Raw genomic sequence first — 20,588 nt, forward strand, 5'->3', positions numbered from 1 at the left:
CGGCCCGCGCGTGCCGCCCGGCTCTACCGCTACCGCTGACCACGCGTCGTGCGTCGTACGTCACGTCAGAACCGCAGAGCCCCCTCCCGCGCGAGGTCGTGCGGATTGCCCGCCGCGTAGTCGAGCGCGCACGCATCGGTGTCGATGCCGACGGTCAGCAGCGTTTCCCAGCGCTCGGTGTCGGGCATCGACAGGTCCGGATGGAAACACACGACGGCCTGGTCGCCGGCCGCCCCGCACATCGCCGCCGCGCGCTCGCGCACATCGGCGCTCGTCATCCCGTTCACGACGTCATTCAGGTGCGCGAAACGCTCGCGCGTGGTCGAGCTGTCGGGCATGCACTCGCCGCCGCTCAGCGCGTGATCGAGGAAGTGGTTCGTATGCAGCAGCCAGCCGTCCGGACGCGGCACCACCACGCCCACGCCCGACGGGCTCAGCTCGATGCTCGCCGCACGCGGGTTCGCGTCGTGCCGCGTGAACACGGTCAGCACCGTCGACGCGCTCACGCGCGCGGTGCGCGCGATGTCGATCGCCTCCTGCACCGTCGTCGCGTCTTCGAGCAGCCGCCGCGCGATCGCATGCACGGGCACGCCGGCGCTGTCGTTGTCGCTTGCGTGATGCAGGATGTTGAAGTGCAGCCCGAGCCCCGCGCTGTTCACTCCGAGCTTCGCCAGCATCCCGAATTCGGAGAACAGCTTGACGGTACGGCCGTGCGGCGTCGCGATCTGCATCAGCAGCCCCTGCGGTGCGAGGCTGTCGTGCCAGTCCCACGTCTGCAGCGTGCGCGGCGCGTGCGGGCCGGCCGGCGCATGGACGGTCGTCGAGCACTCGCCTTCGGCCGATGCGGGTGCGGTGGCGAGAATCTCGGTGCGCGCGTTCAGGCACGCGAGCTGCCAGCGCGGCAGGTCGACGCCGTCGGCGATCGCCTCGACTTCGGCGGCGAGGCGCGAGCACCACGCGCCGAGCGTGGCGAGACTCGCTTCGCCGATCTCCCGTGCGCGCTGCGGCGCGATGCCGAGCTTCGGGAAGAACGCGAGATACAGCGCGACCGTCTCGCGGATCGCCGGCGCGAAGCGCTCGCCGAGCAGGCGGCCGCGCTCGCGCGGATCGGTGATGTCGGTCACGAAGGTGTGCAGCTTCAAGATCAAATCTCCTCGGTTGAATGCGTTCCGGGCCTGTACGGCCCGGAGCGTGATACATCGTGCAGCGGGTCAGAACGAGTAAATGAACTGCATACCGGCCAGGTCGTTGCTGCGCGCATACGTGCCGTTGCTCTTCAGGAACACCGGATGGTTCGCCGCGTCGTGGCGGTATTCGAGCTTCACGGTGATCTGCTGTGTCGGATAGAACAACAGGTCGGCCGTGATCGCATAACGCTGCGCGCCCTTGCACTCGGTGCCGTTCGTCGACGAACCCTGGAAGCACGCCGGATCGATGCCGAAGCCGCTCGACCCGTTCACCGACGGATTGCCGCCCGCGAGCCCGTACTGGATGTTGGTGCCGCCGCCACCGTTCGACGTGTTGTTCAGGTAGTCGAAGCGCAGCGTCGCGCCCATGCGGCCGACCCACGACGTCGTCCACTTCGTGTGGCCGAGCAGCGACATCCCGTACCAGCGCGCGGTGCCGCCGTTCCATGCGCCCTTCTGCAGCTCGCCGTAGTCCACCTGCGCGTTGACCTGCGTCTTGTCGTGCGTATAGGTCACGTCGGTTTCCACGTACTTGTAGAGGCCGGTCGGCGACGCGCCGTTGCACTGGTAGCCGTAGCCGCCCGGCTGCGCGCACGGCGAGAACAGCGACTGCCGGCCGAGCATCCCGGAGAGGCCGAAGTCGAAGGCCGTCGACGTCGCGTTGTCGAAGCGCGCTGTGATCGTCGGCGTCCAGTTGGTTTTCGTCGTGTTGTTCGCCGCGTTCGCGATCGCGCCGGCGGTGCGCAGCACCTCGTTGCCGATCACGACCTGCCAGAAGCGCGTCATCGCCGCGTTGGAGCCCTTCAGCCCGACGCCGATCAGGTTGCCCGGCTCGCTGAAGTCGTACAGCAGCCCGTGCGTGAGCGTCAGCATCTGCGTCGACGGCTGCACCTCGTAGCCGGCGAGGCTCGGCATCATCCCGATCTCGAAGGTGCGGGTCGTGCTGAGCGGCACGGTGACCACCGCCTGCGTGACGATGTTGTTGCCGATGCCGCCGTGCGCGTTGCTGAACACGTTGCCGAAGCCGCGGTTCGGCTGGATCACGACCTCCGCCGCCGGCGCCATCGGGCCGACGCCGAAGGTCTTCTTGATGTCGAGGTAGACGTCGCCGATCGTGCTGTTGAAGTAGTCGTACGCGCCCGGGTCATGGTTCAGGAACTGGAAGCCGGACGTGCGCTGCGCGCGGTTGAACAGGTACACGGGATCGACGTAGCCGGTGATGCTCAGGCCCGCGAGCGGGCCGGTGGTCGCCGCTTCCTGCAGCGAGTCGACCTTCAGCGACGCGTTCGCGATCTGCTCGCGCATCTGCTGCAGGTCGTCGTTCGTGAACGCCGGCGCCGCATCCGCGGCCGGTGCGGCGGCGGCGGCCGTGTTGATCGAGCCGATCTTCGCGCCGCCCGAGGCGGCGGTGGCGGTCGTTGCCGCGCCGGCCGGCTTCGCCGCCAGCATGCTCGCGCGCAGCTCGTTCACCTGCTGCTGCAGCGCGGTGACCTGCGCCTGCAACGCCTTCATCCTGCTCGCGTCGGTCGCCTGCGGCGTGTGCGCGAATGCCGCGGCGGCGTCGAACGCCAGCAGGCACAGCGCCGTCATGTGTGTGATTTTCATGGTGTGGGTGGTCGTCGGGACGCGCGCGCCCCCGCCCGCCGCGATGAGCGGCGGGGCGCGCGAAAGGTAGTCGGGAGTGGGGAGAAGCGGCGGCCGGCTTACTCGGTCTTCAGCTTCGTCCAGAGACGGTTCTGCAGGCGCATCAGCTCCGGCGGAACCGGCTTGCTGAGACTCAGCTTGCGGATCACGTCGGCGGGCGGAAACACGGCCGGATCGCTCGTCACGTCGGCGCGCACCATATGCTTCGACGACGGCACGGCCGACGGATACGACGTGTCGTTGGTCAGGTTCGCGCTCTCCTTCTCCGACAGCACGAAGTTGACGAACTTCAGCGCCGCGTCCGGATGCGGCGCATCCTTCGGCACCGCCATCATGTCGAACCACATCGCGCTGCCCTCGGTCGGGATCACGTACTTGATGTGATACGGCTTCTTCGCGGACGCGGCCGCGATCCGCGCGGAGTTCACGTCACCCGACCAGCCGAGCGCGAGGCAGATGTCGCCGCCCGCGAGGTCGTTGATGTAGCTGCTCGAATTGAACTGCGTGATGTACGGCCGCACCGTCTTCAGCAGCTCGTACGCGGCCTGGTAGTCGGCCGGGTTCGTCGTGTTCGGATCCTTCTTCAGGTAGACGAACGCCATCCCGAACGCATCGACCGGCGAATCGAGCACCGAAATGCCGCAGTGCTTCAGCTTCTGCGCGTACTTCGGGTCGAACAGCAGCGCCCAGCTGTCGAGCGGCGCGTCGTTGCCGAGCGCGGCCTTCACCTTCTCGACGTTCATCCCGAGCCCGTCGGTGCCCCACGTCCACGGAATGCCGAACTGGTTGCCCGGATCGTCCTTCGCGAGCACCTTCATGATGTCCGGATCGAGCAGCCCGTAGTTCGGCACCTGGCTCTTGTCGATCTTGCGGTAGAGGCCGGCCTGCAGCTGCCGCGCCCAGAAGATGTCGGACGGCACGACGACGTCATACCCCGACGTGCCCGACAGCAGCTTCGCCTGCAGCGTCTCGTTCGAATCGAACTCCTGGTAGACGACCTTGATGCCGGTCGCCTTCTCGAAGTTCGCGATCGTCGCCTTGCCGATCGAGTTGCCCCAGTTGTACACGTTGACGACGTCCGCCGCGTGCGCCGCCGGCACGCCGGCCCACAGCGCGCCGCCCAGCGCGAGCGCCGCGCATGCCGTTTTCAGATGCTTGCTCCAATCCCCTGCCATGGTTTCCTCCGTCGATGTCATGATCCGCTCGCGATGAACGGTGTGTGCTTCGGTCCGGAAAAATGTAGCCAGAGGAAATTGGCCGGTCTGCCCTGCCGTTAGGGGGACACGCCGCACAATCGGGGCACCCGGTTCCGGGCGGATGCCCCGATCGACCCGACCAGGAAGCGAATTGAAAGCTTCCTTCGCCGCGTCGTCACGCCAATCAAAAACCGAAAACCGCTCAGGATGCCTGCACGCCCGTGCGCACGCCGAAGTCCTCGCCTACGTGCGTGACGCGGCCGTCCATCATCGTCAGCGCGACGTCGATGCGGCCGATGTCGTACTGGCCGACCTCGAACAGGTCGTTCTCCAGCACGACGAGATCCGCGCGCTTGCCGGGCGTGAGCGAGCCGACCTCATGCTCCATCCCGAGCTGGTACGCGCCGTGGATCGTGTACGCGGCGATCAGTTGCGGAATGCTCAGGCGCTCGGCGATGTCCGGGAACACCGGCGCATCGGGCTCGCCCGCGAGCTGACGCGTATGGCCCGACTCGATCTGCTCGAGCGGCTTGTGCTGGCAGCGGCACTGGCACGCGAGGCCGTCCATGCCGATCGACACCGTCACGCCCTCGTCGAGGAACGTGCGGAACTTGTACATGTTGCTCCAGCGTTCGTGGCCGTAGTGGTCACGCAGTTGCTCGGTGTACGCGTCGACCACGCCCCACTGCAGCTGCGTGTTCGCCATCACGCCCGCGCGGCGGAAGCGCGGAATGTCGTCCGGATGCGTGAGGAACGCATGCGTGATCACATGGCGGCGGTCGCGCGGCGGGTTCGTGCGGTTGACCGCGTCGAAGCCGTCGAGCGCCATCCGCACCGCCGCGTCACCGACGCAATGGACCATCACGTTCGCGTTCACGCGATCGGCTTCGACCAGGTAGTGGTTGAACGTGTCGGCCGGCATCGTCGGCGCGCCGCAGGTGTCGGGGCGGTCCGCGTACGGTTCGAGCAGGTACGCGGTGTGGTTCGCCTCCGTGCCGTCGAGGAACAGCTTCAGCGCGCGCGCCTTCACGAGCGGCGAATCGTACTGCTCGCGGTATTTGACGAGCGTGCCGACCGGATCGTCGATCTCGCCGATCACCGCGACGCTGCCCACCACGCGCAGCTTCAGGTCGCCCGCGCGCTCCATCGTCTGCAGCGTCTTGTACAGCAGCGACTGGTCGCCGCTCGGGTCGAAGAAGCCCGCGTCGAACACGGTCGTCACGCCGGCCGCGCACAGCTTCTTCTGCCACGGCGGGATCGACTTCAGGTACAGGTCGATGCCGGTCGGCAGCAGGCCGGCCGCGCTGATCCGCTGCATCAGCAACGAATACGCGGCGCCGTCGACGATCAGGCCGGTCGGCTCGCCCGTCACCGCGTCCTTCTCGAACCAGCTCGCGCCTTCCTGCACGGGCGGCGTCGACGCGTCGATGCCGGCGATCTCCAGCGCCTTCGAGTTCACCCACATCGAATGGAAATCGGTCGACAGCAGGCACACGGGGCGATCCGCGCAGATCGCGTCGAGCGTCTCCTTGCGCAGCAGCGCCGGCGGAATCGTCGCCTGCACCCAGCCCATCCCGGTGATCGCCGGCTCGTCCGGATGCGACTCGACATACTCACGCAGCACGGCGAGCACCTTCTGCGGATCCTCGTAGTTCACGAACGCCTGGAACGCGAACGCGGTCGTCTCGAAGTGCCAGTGCGATTCGACGAAGCCCGGCAACACGAGCCGGCCGGCCGCGTCGACGACCTTCGTATCCGGGCCGACGTACGCCTGCACGGCCGCCGTGTCGCCGACGTGGACGATCCGGCCGTCGCGCACGGCGACCGCCTGTGCCCACGGCTTGTGCGGATCGACGGTATAGACATTCGCATTGGTCAGTACGAAATCCGCCGGCGTTGAATCGTTGACGGCGGCGCGCGTCGGTTGCATCTGCATGGCCTGTCCTTTCTGTTGATCAGGTTTTCGAAGTGCTTTCACTATAGGCAGACGATTCACGGCGGTATGCCCCCCCGCTGCCGGGGCTTGGACGAATTCCGGCCGCCGCGGGCACGGTCTTGTCATCGTTTTGGGGACAACGCACGAAATTGGTGGGGTTGATTCGGTGAATTCCCGGCTGACGCGCGTATATCGTTCGCGTAACGTCGCACTGTCCCCTGACCGCCCACGCCCGACCATGCGACTTCTCCAGCCCGACCCGGCCGCCCGCGGCCACTACCTGATAGGTGTGCGCCCCGACACGCTCGGCGCGACGTTGCGCGCGGTCGGCACGCCGGATTTCGTCGGCGCGGTCACGGAGTTCGTCAACGACAGCATCGACGCCGACGCCGTCCACCTCGAACGCTGGCGCGCGGATACGGGCAGCGCGTCGGGCTTCGTCGTCGAATGGATCGGCAGCGGCAGCCTGCGCTTCGCGGCCGATACGCTGCGCGTGATGGATGTCTATTACCAGGACTACTGCCAGGTCGATCCGCTGGTCGCACCGCTGCGCGGCAAGGCCGGCACGCTGCTGGTGCAGCGCCACGTGGAAGGGATCGCGCACGGCGAATTCCGCCGCCGGATCTTCGATGAGCCCGGCATCGAGCAGGAATGCATGCTCGTGCACGGCAACGCGCACCTGCAATACGCACTCGGGCTGGCGCGCACCGTCGGCCGGCCCGCGTTCACGATGGACGAGCTGTTCCACTTCCGGCAGATGGTCGACCTGCTGTTCCCGATGTTCGAGCTGCATGCGCGCACCTGCGCGGCGCGGCGCGTGGCGTCGGGGACGGTGAACACCGCGTCGCAGGCGAGCTTCGACGCGCGCCTGGAACGGCAGGACGTGCAGCTGTCGCGCCGCGAGCACGAGATCTGCCGGCTGATGCTGTGCGGGCGCTCGGTGCCCGAGGCCGCGCAGCAGCTCGACGTGAAGCTGTCGACGGCGGAGTCGTACGTAAAGCGCGCGTTCGCGAAGCTCGGCGTGCGCACGCGCCGCGAGCTGTTCGACTGGGTGCTGGTCGACTGCTGAACGCGCGCCGCCCGATTAGGCGGCCAGCGCGGCCGCCTTGATGTTGAACGCGCGCAGCAGGTCCTCGCAGAACGCGTCGACGATCGGCTTGTCGCTCGCGCTGCGCTTCATCGCGAGATGCAGCGGCACGTCGAAGCTGAACGTCGTGCGGCCCACCGCCTTCACGAGCCCGCGCTGCTCGAACGGCTCCGCATAATGCGCGGGCAGGTAGCCGAGATGGCCACCCGACAGGATCAGGATCGTCGCGGCCTCGATGCTGTCCGCGCTCGCGGTCACGCGCCGCTCGGGCAGCGGGTACTGTTCCTCCGGCACCGGATAGGTGCGCCATACCCAGTCGTGAAGCTGCAGGTCGTCGGCGGTCACGGGCCGCGATGCATGGAACAGCGGATGCCCGCGCCCGCAGTAGATCACCTGCTGCTCGGTGAACAGCGGCGTGTAGAGCAGCCCCGGCACGCGATGCCAGAAATAGCCGATCGCGAGATCGAGCTGGTTGTTGACGAGGCTCTCCTCGAGCTCCTGCGGCGACGCGACCTTCATCGCGAACGTGACCGCCTGGTCGCGCTTGCGGAACGCGCCGATCGCATCGGCCACGCGGGCGTTCTCGACGAGCGGCGCCTGGCCGATCAGGCCGATCGACAGCGTGCCGACCAGCTTGCGATCGATGTCGCGCACCCGTGCGACGAATTCGGAGGTGGCCGCGACGAGCGTGCGCGCGGTGGCCGCGAAGCGCTCGCCCTTCGACGTCAGGCGAAAGCCGCCGCGCCCGCGATCGCACAGCTTGAAGCCGACGCGCGCTTCGAGCGCCGACAGCTGCGTGCTGATGGTCGACTGCCGCACGCCGAGCGACGCCTCGGCGGCCGTGATGCCGCGTGCGTCGACGACGGCCAGAAAGACCCGGATGAGCCGGAGATCGAGATCGGAAGTATTCGAGAACATGCTTCAAGCCGCTGCGCGTGTGCGCGTTACCCGGCCGGCTGGCACGACGCGCCTCGCACGTCACGCTCGCCGCCTGCGCCGATGAACCGAACCGGACGCGCGCCGCCATCGGCAGCGGTGCGCGTCGCCACCGTCATTCAGATGCCACCGCGAGCGCGCGTTCCATCCCGAACACGGCCGGCCGCAGCCGCCGGTAGCAGAGGAACGCCACCGCGCACAGCACGATCGCCGCGATCAGCGCCGACTGCGTGCCCGCGCGCTCGATCAGCGAGCCGCCCGCGACCGAGCCGACGCCATAGCCGAGCGCGACGCAACCCGGCGACAACGCGGCCGACTTGCCGACCAGGTCGTACTGCGGAATCGTCGCGTAGATCAGCAATGCGCCACCGGTCCAGCAGCCGATGAAGACGATCGCGCCGAGCGTGAACGTCGCGGCCGAGGCCGGCAGCGCGAGCAGCACGGCCGCGACCGCGCAGCCGCCGAGGTTCACGAGTGCCCAGCGGCGCAGGCCCGCGCCCGCGCCGAGCTTCGGCATCGCCGCGCAGATCACGAGGCTCGCGATGTTCGCGGCACCGAGCACCAGCGACACCGACTGGCCGCTCAGGCCCGCCGCGGTGCCGATCTTCTCGAGGAAGGTCCACACGACGCCGACGCCGCCGTACAGCGCGAGTTGCGCGCACAGCACGAGCATCGCGCCCTTGCGGTCGATGCGGCCGGCGACGCCGTCCGGTGCCGGTGCGGCCAGCGTCTCGCCGCGGCGAAACAGCGGCGTCGCGAGCACGAACACGCCGAGCACGCACGCGACGAACCCGAACACGCCGTGCGCGCCCCAGGTGTCGCTCAGCATCGGGAAGATAAAGGCGAGCAGCACCATGCTCCACGTCACCTGCCCCATCAGCATGATCCCGAGATTGCGTTCCGGCGCGCGCGAATACGACAGGTAGCGCAGCGCGATGCCGTTCAGCCCGCCCGAGCCGACGCCCGCGATGAACTGCAACGCCGAATACGCCACCAGCCCGTGCGTCGCGAGCGTGCCGAGGTTCGCGCCGGCCGCGAGCGTCACCGCGCCCGCGAGCACCCATCGCACCGGCTGGCGGCCGAGCACGAACGCGACGAGCAGCGTGCCCGTCGATTCGCCGAGCACCTCGATGAAGCTCGACAGCCCGAGCGCCGCTTCGCCGAAGCCCCAATGACGCTCGACCTGCCCGACGATCGCGGGCAGGCCGAGGAAGACCGTCGGCCCGAGCATGCCGAGCAGCAGCATCACGACGACGAACAGCGCGCTTTCCTGCCGCGCTTCATCCTGCAGGTTGACTACATTCATCTGGTGTCTCTCTCCGTGTCCGCGGCGCGGACCGTGTCCTCTGGGGATCGTCTTTTTTGTGTCGCGACGGCGGCGGCCCGGCATGGTGCCGCGCCACCGCGTCATCGCTTACATCGGGAAGCCCATCGCCTTGATGCCGCTGATCCATGCGCGCTTCCAGCCGCCCTCCGCATCCGCGCCGTCGAACGCATGGAACGTGATCTTCGCGGCGACCCAGCGCATCGGCTCGGGCGGGATATAGCTCGGGCTCTGGTTCGCGATGTCGAGCTTGCGCTCGGGGCTGTCGCGGTCGAACAGGATGTTCAGCCCCATGAACGCGCCGAACCGGCTCGCCGCGACGCCGAAGCCCGTATAGCCGGCGACGAACACGGCCTTGTCGCCGAGGTAGCGCTTCGCGAATACCGAGCCGCGCGAGCAGTAGTCGATCGGGCCGCCCCACGCGTGCGAGAAGCGCACGTCGCACAGCTGCGGGAACGTGCGGTAGAACGCTTCCGCGAGCCGGTAGTAGGTTTCGCGCTGGCCGTCCTGGTGCGGTTCCGGGTCGCCGTCGAAGTGATAGCTCACCAGCCCGCCGAAGATGATGTTGTTGTGCTTCGTCAGCCGGAAATAGTTGAGCTGCGTGCGCGTGTCGTACACGCCCTGGCGATTCTTCCAGCCGATGCGCGCGAGCTGCTCGTCGGTGAGCGGCTCGGTCGCGAGCACGTGGTCGCGCACCTGCATCACGCGGCGGTTGATGTCGGGAATCCCGACCTTCGCGGTGCCGCTGCCGAACACCACGCGCGGTGCGCGCACGCTGCCCTTCGGCGTCGTCACGAACACCGTGCTGCCTTCGTCGGTCACGGTCACGAGCGGCGTGTGCTCGTAGAGCTTCACGCCGAGCGTCAGCGCCGCGCGCTTCAGCCCCCACGCGAGCTTCGCCGGGTGCACGATGCCGCTGCGGTTGCGCGACCACAATGCGCCCGCGAACAGCGGCGAATTCAGTTGTTCGAGCGTTTCCTCGCGGTTCAGCAGCACGACGTTGTGGCCGTATTCGCGATGCAGGTCGTAGTCGCCCTTCAGGTGCGCGATGTGCTCGGGATCGACCGCCACCGTCATCTCGCCGTTCCACTCGATATCGGCGTCGATGTCGTAGCGCTTCAGCGTGTCCTCGAAACCGTCGAGGTTGTGATGGCCGAATGCCTCGAGCTGCGCGATGTCGTTCGGGAACACGCGCACCGCGTTCGGCAGCCCGTGCATCACCGACGTCGAGATGATCCCGCCCGCTCGGCCCGACGCGCCGTGCGCCACCTTGCCGGCCTCGATCAGCACCACGTTCAGGTGCGGCATCTGCTCCTTCGCCTGCACGGCCGCCCACAGCCCCGTGAAGCCGCCGCCGACGATCAGCAGGTCGGCCGTCGCGTCGCCGACGAGTTCCGGCTCGGTGGCCGGCGCGGCCGGGTTGTCGAGCCAGTACGGGAACAGCTTCGTATTCGCGAGCGCCGCCTCGACGCCCAGTGCGACCGGTGCGCCACGCATCGCGTGCGCCTGCTCCGGTGCAGTCTCTCTTGTCTTGACTTCCATTTCCATGATCCCAGCCATCACACGCGAACAGCGAAACCGCCGCCGGGCGCGCGTCACACGGACGACGACACCTCGGCGGCGGCTTCGGACATCACGACTTCTCGAGCAGCACGTAGAACTTCTTCGCGTCCTCGATCGTCTCCCAGCGGCCCGCGAAGCCGGCCGGCAGCAGGTAGCCCTGGCCCGGCGCGAATTCCTTGCGGTTGCCTTCGACGTCGGTCAGCGCGATCCGGCCCTCGACGAGCCACACAGCTTCGTCGGCCGCGGTTTCCGGAAACTCCACCGAGCCGACCTTGCCTTCCCACCAGCCGATGATGTAGTTGCCGCTCTTGCCTTCCGCCGCGCGCCAGTCGCTTTCGTCCATGCCGAAGTCGAGCTTCGTGAATTCGCCGATGCCTGCGCCGAGCGGCAGGATGTCCTTGATCAGTTTGGTCATGTGAATCTTTCGTCTCTTGATTGAAAAAAGCAGGGACAAAGTTACTCATTTACACTGCCCCGGTATGCCCCCCTCCGGGGGGGACAAGCGGTGTTTTCCGGGGCAAACGGGTCGGCAGGACAACCGACGGTGTTTCCCCTTAATGACGTTTTCGGTTGCGAACGCTACAATCCGCCGGCTTCTGACCCGGGGAACCGCATGCTGCTCAACGTGAACCCCTTCCACCGCGACAACGACCGTTTCAACGTGTCGTTCAAGGCGCTGGGCGAGCTGATCGAGACGGTCGGCACGCCGCACTTCGTGCCGCGCCTTACGCAACTGCTCAATGAAGTCGTGCCGCTCGACGTCGCGCACGTCGAGCGCTCGCGCGTCGACGGCTCGATGCCCACCGGCTATCGATGCGAATGGATCGGCAGCAGCGGCATCGATACCGAATCCACCGAAATCTCCGACGTGATGACGCTCTACTACGAGCGCTTTCTCGACAGCGACCCGCTGTTCGCGGGGCTGCGCGGCAAGACGGGCACGATGCTGGTGGTGCGCGACATCGCGGCGATCCCGCCCGGTGAATTCCGCCAGCGGCTGTTCGACGACGTGCGTATCGGGCACGAATGCGTGCTCGCGCGCGGCACGCGCTATTCGCAGCATTCGATCGCGCTGGAGCGCGGCCGCGACCGGCCGCCGTTCACGCTCGCCGAGATGAACCGCTTTCGCAGCATCAGCGACATGCTGTTCCCGCTGCTCGAACTGCATGCGTCGACCACGGCCGTGCGGCGCGTCGCGCACCCGACACCCGACGTCCACCCGCTCGCGCAATTCGATGCGCGGATCGCGGCCGACGGCGTGAAGCTGTCGAAGCGCGAATACGAAACCTGCAAGCACCTGCTCTCAGGCAAGACCGTGCCGGAGACGGCCGAGATCCTCGGCGTGCGGGTCGCGTCGGCCGAGTCGTACGTGAAGCGCGCATTCGTGAAGCTCGGCGTGCGCACCAAACGCGAGCTTGCCGCGTGGGGTTCAGCCTCCACCGCGTTCCCGTCTACCGGATCGCACGACGGCGCCGCGCCGACCGCCATTTCGCGCTGACACACCCGGCCGCACTGGCGGCCGCGTTCGGTTGCGCCGCGTCGATGCGGTGGCGCCACTTGCATCGAAGCCCGTCGATGTAAACGTTGCGACTTCAAAATCTTCGCGCGCGTGTTCTCCTCTACCATCGGCCGATCGCTTGACCTCACAAAAAAGGAGACGGCCCATGCCCCGCGAACTGAATCAACCGATGGGCGGCAACGAGATGCCGCGCTTTGGCGGCATCGCCACGATGATGCGGCTGCCGCAAGCCGCGACGACCGACGGCCTCGACGTGTGCTTTGTCGGTGTGCCGCTCGACCTCGGCACGTCGAACCGCTCGGGCTCGCGCTTCGGCCCGCGCCAGATCCGCACCGAATCCGTGCTGCTGCGCCCGTACAACATGGCCACGCGCGCGGCGCCGTTCGATTCGCTGCAGGTGGCCGACATCGGCGACGTCGCGACCAACCCGTACGACCTGAAGGACTCGGTGCGCCGCATCGAGGAGGCGTACGACGAGATCGTCGCGAACGGCTGCCGGCCGATCACGCTCGGCGGCGACCACACGATCGCGTGGCCGATCCTGCGCGCGCTGCATAAAAAGTACGGCAAGGTCGCCGTCGTGCACGTCGACGCGCACGCGGACGTGAACGACACGATGTTCGGCGAGAAGATCGCGCACGGCACGCCGTTCCGCCGCGCGGTGGAAGACGGGCTGCTGCAATGCGACAAGGTCACGCAGATCGGCCTGCGCGGCACCGGCTACCACGCGGACGATTTCGACTGGTGCCGCCAGCAGGGCTTCACCGTCGTGCAGGCCGAGGAATGCTGGAACCAGTCGCTCGCGCCGCTGATGGCGCAGGTGCGCGAACGCGTCGGCGACACGCCGGTCTACCTGAGCTTCGACATCGACGGCCTCGATCCGTCGTTCGCGCCCGGCACCGGCACGCCGGAAATCGGCGGCCTCACCGTGCAGCAGGGCCTCGAAATCGTGCGCGGGATGAAGGGCCTGAACATCGTCGGCGCGGACCTCGTCGAAGTCGCGCCGCCGTACGATCCGACCGGCACCACCGCGCTCACCGGCGCGAACCTCGCGTTCGAGATGCTCTGCGTGATGCCGGGCGTCGCCTACCGCTAACCCGACCGACAGGATGACCTTCATGTCCACCGCCGAGCTTTCCCGTTCCACCGCCACGTTCGTGCTGCCCGCCGCGCACATCGCCGGCCAGCCCGTGCGCACGCCTGCCGACGCGCCCGGCGCGCCGATCTTCGACGCATCGACGGGTGCCGCGATCGGCTGGCAGGAGTTCGCGACGACTGCGCACGTCGATGCCGCGGTGCGCGCCGCGCGCGACGCGTTCGCCGGCTGGCGCGATACGCCGCCGGCGGAACGCGGCCGGATTCTCGCGACGATCGCCGAGCGCGTCGAGGCGTCGCGCGATCGTCTTGCCGCGCTGCAGATGCAGGTGAGCGGCAAGCCGCCGTTCGAGGCCGACGCCGATGTCGGCGACGTCGCCGCGACGTTCGCGTACTACGCGAAGCTGTGCGAAGACCCGGCGCTGTTCACGGCCGAACCGGTCGCACTGCCGAGCGACGCCGTCACCGCCGAGCGCTTCCACGATTCTGTCGGCGTCGCGGCGCTCGTCATGCCGTGGAACTTCCCGATGGTCACGACCGCGTGGAAGCTCGCGCCCGCGCTCGCCGCCGGTTGCGCGGTCGTGCTGAAGCCGTCCGAACTCACGTCGCCCACCGAGCACGCGCTGCTCGACATCGTCGCCGAAGCCGGCGTGCCGGCCGGCGTCGTCAACGTCGTGAACGGCGGCGCCGACGTCGGCGCGGCGCTGACCGCGCATCCGCTGATCGACAAGATCTCGTTTACCGGCAGCACGGCGGCCGGCCGCAAGGTCATGCAGGCCGCCGCCGTCGACATGAAGCGCGTGACGCTCGAACTCGGCGGCAAGTCGTCGCTGATCGTGCGCGACGACGCCGACCTCGACGTCGCCGTGTCGCTCGCGGTCGCGGGCGCCTTCACGAACGCGGGCCAGATGTGCTCGGCCACCGCGCGCATCCTCGTGCACGACAGCGTGTACCGAAGCTTCATGGCCGCGTTCGAGACGGCCGTGCGCGCGCTCGTCGTCGCGCCGCCGGCCGCGGAACACGTCGCGATGGGGCCGCTGATCTCGGCCGCGCAGCGTACGCGCGTCGAAGCGATGCTCCAGCACGGCATCGAGGCGGGCGCACGCGTCGCCTTCAGCGGCCGCGTGGCGGATGCCGGCGGCGACGGCTTCTTCATGGCGCCCGTCGTGATCGCCGAGCCGGCCGCCGACAACCCGCTGTGGACCGACGAAGTGTTCGGCCCCGTCGCGTGCGTGAAATCGTTCCGCACCGACGACGAAGCGATCGCGCTCGCGAACGACACGCGCTACGGGCTCGTCGCGACCGTCGTGACGCGCGATGCGGCTATCGCGAAGCAATTCCAGCAGCGCGTGCGCGCGGGGCTCGTGTGGATCAACGCGCCGCAGCTCATCTACCCGCACGTGTGCTGGGGCGGCTTCGGGCTCAGCGGAATCGGGCGCGAACTCGGCGTGGCGGGGCTGCGCAGCTATCAGGAACTGCGCCACGCGATGCGCGCGATCGACTGATCAGTGGGGCCTTCGAGGCCGTTGGCGGCACCGTGTCTCGCGGCACGGTGCCGTCTTTTTTACCGATTTATGGAACGAGGCCCGGGCAGCCCGGCAACCGGCGTTCGACGGCCCTGCGGCTGCACGGTGCATGAGCAACGATCAATGCGAAAGCACCGCAGCATGATCGTGTTCGCGCAACTGGCCTGGAATCGCACACGCCGCGAGCCCGCCCTCCTCGATCCACGCGCGGGTGCGTGCCGCGGCCTTGTCGATCAGTTGCGCACACTGCGAGTAGTCATAGGACGACACCTCGAGCGGACAGAGCGGCGGCACGACATGAATGTGCGCGCGCGCGCCGTATAGCTCCAGATCGCGCACCAGTTGCCGCGCGATCACGAGCGTCAGCGCGTGCGTCGCATGCGCGATCGGGCTGCGTGGCGGGACGCGCAACGCGCAGGCGAACCCGGCCGGCAGCACGACGATCCGCTTGGCGCCGAGCGCGATCGCGACCGAGATCGGCGTATTGTTCGCGACGCCGCCGTCGACGAGTTCCATGCCGTCGATGCTGACCGACGGAAACACGCCGGGAATCGCCGCGCTGGCCAGCACCGCATCCACGACCGGGCCGGCCGACAGCACGACTTCGCGGCCGCTCAGCACGTCGGTCGCGACGATGTGGAGCGGCAATGCGGCCTGCTCGATCCGGCGATACGGCAGGTTGTTTTCCAGCAACAGGCGCAGCGCGTCGGCCTCGACCAGATGCGGCCGGTTGCGCAGCAGCATCGCGATGAGGCTGCGCATCGAGAACGGCATCACGTCCTGGCGGCGGATCCTGCACCACAGCGCTTCAAGCATCGCGACGCCGTCCGCGTCCGGCCGGCCGGCGAAATAGGCGGCATTGATCGCGCCCGCCGACGCGCCGATCACGCAATCGGGCCGTTCGCCGCTCGCGACCAGTTCGCGAAGCATGCCGACCTCGATCGCACCCAGGCTGCCGCCGCCGGCGAACACGAAGGCGGTCGAGGGAATGGAAGCGGACGTCACGGTGCGCCCTCCTGCGGTTGGCTGCGATAGCGCTTTCGCCATGATGGATCGTGCGGCGCCTCGGTTGTCCTGATGAAAACCCTGCCGTTCAACCGGCGATGCGCGCCACGCTCCGCGGCATCCCGCGCCATCCTTTTTCGGAGAGGGCTGCGTCACTCCCGCCCCGTTTCCCGCTCACATCCGCCCGGTCGTTCACGCGACGGCCGCGCATTTTTTGACTTCGATCAATAAAGTTGCGCACATCGGCACGCGCAAACGTGTGCAGCTCATGCGCCACGCGGGATCCGTGCAATCACGGGTTCAGTTGTCCAGACGATCGCCGTTATTGCATCAACACCCGCCGATCGACGTCGTCTTGCAACGAACCGGCGCCATCGCGGGCATGGAGCGGGACAGCCGGGCGCCCCGCTCGCTATTGAACAACGGATGCACCAGCGCAAGTCGCGGACGAGGTAATCATGTTTGTAGCCATCGGGTGGATCGTCGTGATCGGGTCGGTGATCGGCAGTTTTGTCGGTGTGGGTGGCCATGTGCCGGCCCTTCTCCAACCGTTCGAGCTGCTATGCATTTTCGGCGCCGCGCTGGGTGCGTTCGTCGTCAGCAATCCGGTCACGACGCTGAAGAAGACGCTCAAGACCCTGCCGACCTGTTTCAAGGGCGGCGGCTATACGAAGCAGCAATACGTCGAACTGATCGCGCTGCTGTACGAGCTGCTGCAGAAGGCGCGCCGGGACGGCATGATGGCGCTCGAGGCCGACGTCGATGCGCCCGAGCAAAGCCCGCTGTTCCAGAAGTACTCGCACGTGCTCGAAGACCATCACCTGCTCGACTTCATCGTCGACTACCTGCGGATGATGTCGAGCGGCAACGTGAACGTGCTGGAGATGCAGGACCTGATGGACGAGGAACTGCATACGCACCATGCGGAGGCGTCGGTCGCGGCCAATGCGATCCAGAAGATGGCGGACGGCCTGCCGGCGTTCGGCATCGTCGCCGCGGTGATGGGGGTCGTGCACACGATGGGCTCGGTCGGCGCGCCGCCCGCCGTGCTCGGCAAGATGATCGCCGGCGCGCTCGTCGGCACCTTCCTCGGCATCCTGCTCGCGTATGGCTTCGTCGGCCCGCTCGCGGATCTGCTCAACGCGAAGGGCCGCGCCGCGGCCAAGCCGTTCCAGTGCGTGAAGGCCGTGCTGCTCGCGTCGATGAGCGGCTACGCGCCGCCGGTGGCGGTGGAATTCGGCCGCAAGGTGCTGTTCACCGCCGATCGCCCGAGCTTCAAGGAGCTCGACGAGGCCGTCCGCGCGACGAAGTCGCCCAAGGCCGCGTAACGGAGGCGCCATGGCCGACAGTCGCTCCAACCCGTCGAAACCGTCCGTCGCGGCATCGCTCGTCGTCGTGCGCCGCAAGAAAGGCGAGGACCACGACGCCCATCACGGCGGCGCCTGGAAAATCGCGTACGCCGATTTCGTCACGGCGATGATGGCGTTCTTCCTGCTGATGTGGCTGCTCGGCTCGGTCTCCAAGTACGACAAGCAGGGCATCGAGGACTACTTCAACACACCGCTGTCGACGCTGCTGTCCGGCGGGCAGAATGCGCAGGCGCCGCGTCCGAGCGTGGTCCAAGGGGGCGGCCGCGACATGTCCGACCCGACGCCGGCGATCAACGCGAAAGCGCAACCGGTGCCGGCCAGCTCGCCCGCCGCACTCGCCAGCATCGTCGATACGCAAAAGCTCGAACGCCTGAAGGCGAAGCTGACCGCGGCGATTGCACAAAGCCCGTCGTTGCGCGCGTACCAGGACCAGATCCGGATCGCGATCACCAACGAGGGCTTGCGCATCGAGATCGTCGATTCGCTGAAGCGCCCGATGTTCGCGTCGGGTAGCGCGCAACCCGAAAACTATGCCACCGCGATCCTCACCCAGATCGGGTCGGCACTCGACGATGTCGACAACCGCGTGTCGATCGCGGGGCATACCGACTCGACGCCGTATCCCGACGGCTCCACGGGCTATTCGAACTGGGAGCTGTCCAGCGATCGCGCGAACGCGGCGCGGCGCGCGCTGGTCGCGGGCGGGTTGCGGGAAGACAAGCTGCTCCAGGTGCGCGGGCTCGCGGATGCCCTGCCGCTCGACAAGAATGTGGCGGACGAGCCGATCAATCGCCGCATCAGCATCCTCGTGATGAACAATGCCGCCGAGCAGGCGTTCTTTCGCGACGGTGGCCGGGCGACCGTGGACCAGACGGCGGGTGCGCGAGCTGTCGTGCTGCCGGCGGCGGTTACTCGGCAGCATTAGGCACGTTCGCTGCTTTGGGCCGGATGGGGGGCCTGTCACTCGCCGATCCTCCTGCCCGGCGGCAGGTCCCTCCGCGTCACGGCCGCGTCCGGAACGGCCGTGAGCGATATCGACTGACCAGTCGGCCGCTCCGGCCGTTGACGGCACCGTGTCTCCTCCACGGTGCCGTCTTTTTCTGCGCACTCGATATATTCCGTAGAATATATCGACACCAGCACCTCCGGAGACTCGCCATGCCCCGCACGCCGACGGATCGCGCCCCGCAGCGCGCCGCACGGGAACAGCCGCTCGCGCGCAAGATCCACGCGCTCAGGCCGCTGTCGAGCGACGCGCGCGCCCAGCAGGTCACGGATGTCGTCGACGCGTTCCGGCGCCTGCGCGGCAGCGTCGTGCGCTTCATCCGGATGTTCTCGGCGGCGCACGCTGAAGGCTGGCCGGACGATGCGCTGTCCGCGATGGGCTTTCGGGAACTGCTGTCGACGCTCGAACACGCCGCCCGCGCCGCCCGCTTCACGCGCCTGCCCGAACTCGAACGGGTGATCGGCCACGCGCGCCGCCTCGAACGCACGCGCGACGACGTGTTTTCCGACTCGTTCAGCAACGACCCGGCCGCGATGCGCGACGCGGTCGCCGCGCTGGAGCGTGTCGACGTGCTGTTCGTCGGGCTGTGCGTCGAGTACGTGATGGCACGTCACGCGCCGGCATCGCTCCCCGTTTCGCCCGAAGCCCCAGCCCCCGCCGCACTGCCGCTCACCGACGATTCGACCGCGCTCTGCTGACCGCGCCGCGCGGCCTTGCTCCGTGATTTCCCCGGAATTTCCAGCGTTATATTCCATGGTATATTTCGCAAATCTTTCGCGCATCCGTCCCCGGCCCGACCAGGCCGGACAGAGGTCAACATGCACGCTCCGCCCTTTCGCCTTGCCCGCACGGCGGATCTTTCGACGCCCGGCGGTACCCTGCCCGCGGCAACCGGCACGCGGATCGACGCATGCTGCGCGCCGTCGCGCGCGCAATTGACCGAGCTGAAGCGCCGCGCGCGCCTGTCCGAACTCGATGCGAACCTGCACTGCTCGATCATCGGCACCTGCCTGACCACGCACGAACTGCGCAGGCTCGTACCGAAGTTCACCGACCTCGATCGCCAGCGCGCGACCGACCTCGAGATCCATCACGCGGCCGTCGAACTCGCCATCGACGGCACGGCCGGCGCGAAGGCGCTGCACAAGGCGCTCGACGAGCGCTACGCCGGCGCGATCCGCGCGTTCGACAGCGTGAAGGATGCGGACGAACTCCTCGCGCGCTGGAAGGAAGCGCTGAAGAGCGGCGACATTCCACCCGCATACTGGGCGCTGATGACGCATCCGCGCACGACGATGGGCGTGCGCCAGGCCGCGTTCGGCGACCTGCACATGCTGTCGCACCTGGTCGGCGCGGCCAATCGTGCCGATATCCGGCGGCTGGTCGCGCTGGAGGAAGAGAATGCGGCGCTGCACGCGAAGATCGAACGGCAGCAGGTGCGCCTGCACGAAATGAGCGCGCAGCGCGACGCGGCGCTGCAGGAACGCGATGCCCTCGCCGCGCGCCAGAACGCGCAGCCGCTGGCGGCGGAGAGCGTCCTGCGCGACGAAGTCCACGAACTGCGCGAAGCACTGGCCGCGCGCGACGAACGGCTCGCGCTGCACACGAGCCGCCGCGAGGCAGCCGAGCAGCGGATCGCCGCGGAACAGGCGAGCGCCCGCGCGATGCGTGCGCGGCTCGACGAACTGATGGCGATGGTGAAGACGCTGCGCGCCGAAGCGAGCGCGATCGAACAGGCGGTGCAGGCGTCCGCGGACGATCCGGCCGAGCGCGCGGCCGATCCGCTGTCGATCCTTCTGGGTACGCGTCTGGTGTACGTCGGCGGGCGTCCCGGCTCGAATCGCGCGATCAAGCGGATCGTCGAAGCGGCGGGCGGCGAGGTGACGCTGCACGACGGCGGCATCGAGGATCGCAAGGGCCTGCTGGCGGCGGCGCTACCGGGCGCGCGGATGGTCGTGTTCCCGGTCGACTGTATCGACCACGATTCGATGAACCTGCTCAAGCGCATCTGCGAACGCCACCACATCGCGTACTACCCGCTGCGCACGGCGAGCGTCGCCAGTTTCGTCGAGCTGATCGGGCGGCTCGATGCGCAGGCGCGCGACGTGATGGCACCGGATGCCGCCACGGGCGACGCGTCGCGCTTTTGCCTGCGGCACGGCTAGGCTCTGATTCGCTTCGCCGCATGGGAGGC

The 20,588-nt window shown here is 68.0% G+C and carries 17 protein-coding genes; 8 read left to right on the forward strand and 9 right to left on the reverse strand.

The genetic code is table 11. From position 1 onward, the window contains the following. Nucleotides 1–65: 65 nt before the first annotated feature. The 4 genes from G3N98_RS02960 to G3N98_RS02975 all read right to left on the reverse strand — a co-directional run bounded on the left by G3N98_RS02960 (nucleotide 66) and on the right by G3N98_RS02975 (nucleotide 5,963). Nucleotides 66–1,142, reverse strand: coding sequence for a C45 family peptidase (locus tag G3N98_RS02960; protein WP_206147167.1), 1,077 nt, complete (start codon nucleotides 1,140–1,142; stop codon nucleotides 66–68). A 69-nt stretch (nucleotides 1,143–1,211) separates the two neighbouring features. After that, a complete protein-coding gene (locus tag G3N98_RS02965; RefSeq protein ID WP_206147168.1) occupies nucleotides 1,212–2,792 on the reverse strand; it encodes a DUF3138 family protein in 1,581 nt (526 codons plus the stop codon). Nucleotides 2,793–2,890: 98 nt separating this feature from the next. Beyond that, nucleotides 2,891–4,006, reverse strand: coding sequence for a polyamine ABC transporter substrate-binding protein (locus tag G3N98_RS02970; protein ID WP_206147169.1), 1,116 nt, complete (start codon nucleotides 4,004–4,006; stop codon nucleotides 2,891–2,893). Between the two features lie 223 nt (nucleotides 4,007–4,229). Continuing rightward, complete coding sequence (locus G3N98_RS02975; RefSeq protein ID WP_206147170.1) at nucleotides 4,230–5,963, reverse strand: amidohydrolase; 1,734 nt, start codon at nucleotides 5,961–5,963, stop codon at nucleotides 4,230–4,232. 238 nt (nucleotides 5,964–6,201) lie between these two features. Here G3N98_RS02975 and G3N98_RS02980 point away from each other — a divergent pair, with 238 nt between their 5' ends. Next, the gene (locus G3N98_RS02980; RefSeq protein WP_206147171.1) at nucleotides 6,202–7,032 is read left to right on the forward strand and encodes a helix-turn-helix transcriptional regulator; all 831 of its coding nucleotides are present in this window, start codon (nucleotides 6,202–6,204) and stop codon (nucleotides 7,030–7,032) included. A gap of 15 nt (nucleotides 7,033–7,047) precedes the next feature. Here the strand turns inward: G3N98_RS02980 and G3N98_RS02985 are convergent, their stop codons facing one another. The 4 genes from G3N98_RS02985 to G3N98_RS03000 all read right to left on the reverse strand — a co-directional run bounded on the left by G3N98_RS02985 (nucleotide 7,048) and on the right by G3N98_RS03000 (nucleotide 11,288). Next, a complete protein-coding gene (locus G3N98_RS02985; protein WP_039353976.1) occupies nucleotides 7,048–7,968 on the reverse strand; it encodes a LysR family transcriptional regulator in 921 nt (306 codons plus the stop codon). A 133-nt stretch (nucleotides 7,969–8,101) separates the two neighbouring features. After that, nucleotides 8,102–9,292, reverse strand: coding sequence for an MFS transporter (locus tag G3N98_RS02990; protein WP_206147172.1), 1,191 nt, complete (start codon nucleotides 9,290–9,292; stop codon nucleotides 8,102–8,104). 108 nt (nucleotides 9,293–9,400) lie between these two features. Further along, complete coding sequence (locus G3N98_RS02995) at nucleotides 9,401–10,858, reverse strand: FAD-dependent oxidoreductase (RefSeq protein WP_206147173.1); 1,458 nt, start codon at nucleotides 10,856–10,858, stop codon at nucleotides 9,401–9,403. Between the two features lie 85 nt (nucleotides 10,859–10,943). Beyond that, nucleotides 10,944–11,288 (reverse strand): cupin domain-containing protein, encoded by a 345-nt coding sequence (locus G3N98_RS03000; RefSeq protein WP_031402035.1) that lies wholly within the window; start codon nucleotides 11,286–11,288, stop codon nucleotides 10,944–10,946. A gap of 198 nt (nucleotides 11,289–11,486) precedes the next feature. Here G3N98_RS03000 and G3N98_RS03005 point away from each other — a divergent pair, with 198 nt between their 5' ends. The 3 genes from G3N98_RS03005 to G3N98_RS03015 all read left to right on the forward strand — a co-directional run bounded on the left by G3N98_RS03005 (nucleotide 11,487) and on the right by G3N98_RS03015 (nucleotide 14,992). Then, nucleotides 11,487–12,371, forward strand: a complete 885-nt coding sequence (locus tag G3N98_RS03005) for a helix-turn-helix transcriptional regulator (protein ID WP_206147174.1) — start codon at nucleotides 11,487–11,489, stop codon at nucleotides 12,369–12,371. Between the two features lie 166 nt (nucleotides 12,372–12,537). Next, the gene (speB, locus tag G3N98_RS03010) at nucleotides 12,538–13,488 is read left to right on the forward strand and encodes an agmatinase (protein ID WP_089428442.1); all 951 of its coding nucleotides are present in this window, start codon (nucleotides 12,538–12,540) and stop codon (nucleotides 13,486–13,488) included. Between the two features lie 22 nt (nucleotides 13,489–13,510). Further along, nucleotides 13,511–14,992, forward strand: a complete 1,482-nt coding sequence (locus tag G3N98_RS03015; RefSeq protein WP_206147175.1) for an aldehyde dehydrogenase family protein — start codon at nucleotides 13,511–13,513, stop codon at nucleotides 14,990–14,992. Nucleotides 14,993–15,133: 141 nt separating this feature from the next. On the opposite strand, the gene G3N98_RS03020 is transcribed toward G3N98_RS03015, so the two are convergent. Continuing rightward, nucleotides 15,134–16,060, reverse strand: coding sequence for a patatin-like phospholipase family protein (locus tag G3N98_RS03020; RefSeq protein ID WP_206147176.1), 927 nt, complete (start codon nucleotides 16,058–16,060; stop codon nucleotides 15,134–15,136). A 416-nt stretch (nucleotides 16,061–16,476) separates the two neighbouring features. On the opposite strand from G3N98_RS03020, the gene motA reads away from it, so the two are divergent. From motA to G3N98_RS03040, 4 genes are all read left to right on the forward strand, one after another. Continuing rightward, nucleotides 16,477–17,346 (forward strand): flagellar motor stator protein MotA, encoded by an 870-nt coding sequence (motA, locus tag G3N98_RS03025; RefSeq protein WP_089474033.1) that lies wholly within the window; start codon nucleotides 16,477–16,479, stop codon nucleotides 17,344–17,346. Between the two features lie 10 nt (nucleotides 17,347–17,356). Beyond that, nucleotides 17,357–18,313 carry a flagellar motor protein MotB gene (gene motB / locus G3N98_RS03030; protein ID WP_206147177.1) on the forward strand — a complete coding sequence of 319 codons (957 nt, stop codon included), beginning with the start codon at nucleotides 17,357–17,359 and terminating at the stop codon, nucleotides 18,311–18,313. A 233-nt stretch (nucleotides 18,314–18,546) separates the two neighbouring features. Next, nucleotides 18,547–19,092: a hypothetical protein gene (locus tag G3N98_RS03035; RefSeq protein WP_206147178.1), complete on the forward strand. Its 546-nt coding sequence runs from the start codon at nucleotides 18,547–18,549 to the stop codon at nucleotides 19,090–19,092. A gap of 120 nt (nucleotides 19,093–19,212) precedes the next feature. Continuing rightward, nucleotides 19,213–20,559 carry a DUF2325 domain-containing protein gene (locus G3N98_RS03040; RefSeq protein ID WP_206147179.1) on the forward strand — a complete coding sequence of 449 codons (1,347 nt, stop codon included), beginning with the start codon at nucleotides 19,213–19,215 and terminating at the stop codon, nucleotides 20,557–20,559. Nucleotides 20,560–20,588: the final 29 nt, after the last annotated feature.

The organism is Burkholderia sp. Tr-20390 (genome assembly GCF_017104595.1).
Taxonomy (GTDB): Bacteria; Pseudomonadota; Gammaproteobacteria; order Burkholderiales; family Burkholderiaceae; genus Burkholderia.

Coding starts and splice junctions, on each gene's coding strand:
- speB (WP_089428442.1), top strand. CDS start 12,538: ATGCCCCGCGAACTGAATCAACCGATGGGCGGCAACGAGATGCCGCGC.
- G3N98_RS02980 (WP_206147171.1), top strand. CDS start 6,202: ATGCGACTTCTCCAGCCCGACCCGGCCGCCCGCGGCCACTACCTGATA.
- G3N98_RS02970 (WP_206147169.1), bottom strand. CDS start 4,006: ATGGCAGGGGATTGGAGCAAGCATCTGAAAACGGCATGCGCGGCGCTC.
- G3N98_RS02965 (WP_206147168.1), bottom strand. CDS start 2,792: ATGAAAATCACACACATGACGGCGCTGTGCCTGCTGGCGTTCGACGCC.
- G3N98_RS03005 (WP_206147174.1), top strand. CDS start 11,487: ATGCTGCTCAACGTGAACCCCTTCCACCGCGACAACGACCGTTTCAAC.
- motB (WP_206147177.1), top strand. CDS start 17,357: ATGGCCGACAGTCGCTCCAACCCGTCGAAACCGTCCGTCGCGGCATCG.
- G3N98_RS03020 (WP_206147176.1), bottom strand. CDS start 16,060: ATGGCGAAAGCGCTATCGCAGCCAACCGCAGGAGGGCGCACCGTGACG.
- G3N98_RS02975 (WP_206147170.1), bottom strand. CDS start 5,963: ATGCAGATGCAACCGACGCGCGCCGCCGTCAACGATTCAACGCCGGCG.
- G3N98_RS03015 (WP_206147175.1), top strand. CDS start 13,511: ATGTCCACCGCCGAGCTTTCCCGTTCCACCGCCACGTTCGTGCTGCCC.
- motA (WP_089474033.1), top strand. CDS start 16,477: ATGTTTGTAGCCATCGGGTGGATCGTCGTGATCGGGTCGGTGATCGGC.
- G3N98_RS03040 (WP_206147179.1), top strand. CDS start 19,213: ATGCACGCTCCGCCCTTTCGCCTTGCCCGCACGGCGGATCTTTCGACG.
- G3N98_RS02990 (WP_206147172.1), bottom strand. CDS start 9,292: ATGAATGTAGTCAACCTGCAGGATGAAGCGCGGCAGGAAAGCGCGCTG.
- G3N98_RS02995 (WP_206147173.1), bottom strand. CDS start 10,858: ATGGAAATGGAAGTCAAGACAAGAGAGACTGCACCGGAGCAGGCGCAC.
- G3N98_RS02985 (WP_039353976.1), bottom strand. CDS start 7,968: ATGTTCTCGAATACTTCCGATCTCGATCTCCGGCTCATCCGGGTCTTT.
- G3N98_RS03035 (WP_206147178.1), top strand. CDS start 18,547: ATGCCCCGCACGCCGACGGATCGCGCCCCGCAGCGCGCCGCACGGGAA.
- G3N98_RS03000 (WP_031402035.1), bottom strand. CDS start 11,288: ATGACCAAACTGATCAAGGACATCCTGCCGCTCGGCGCAGGCATCGGC.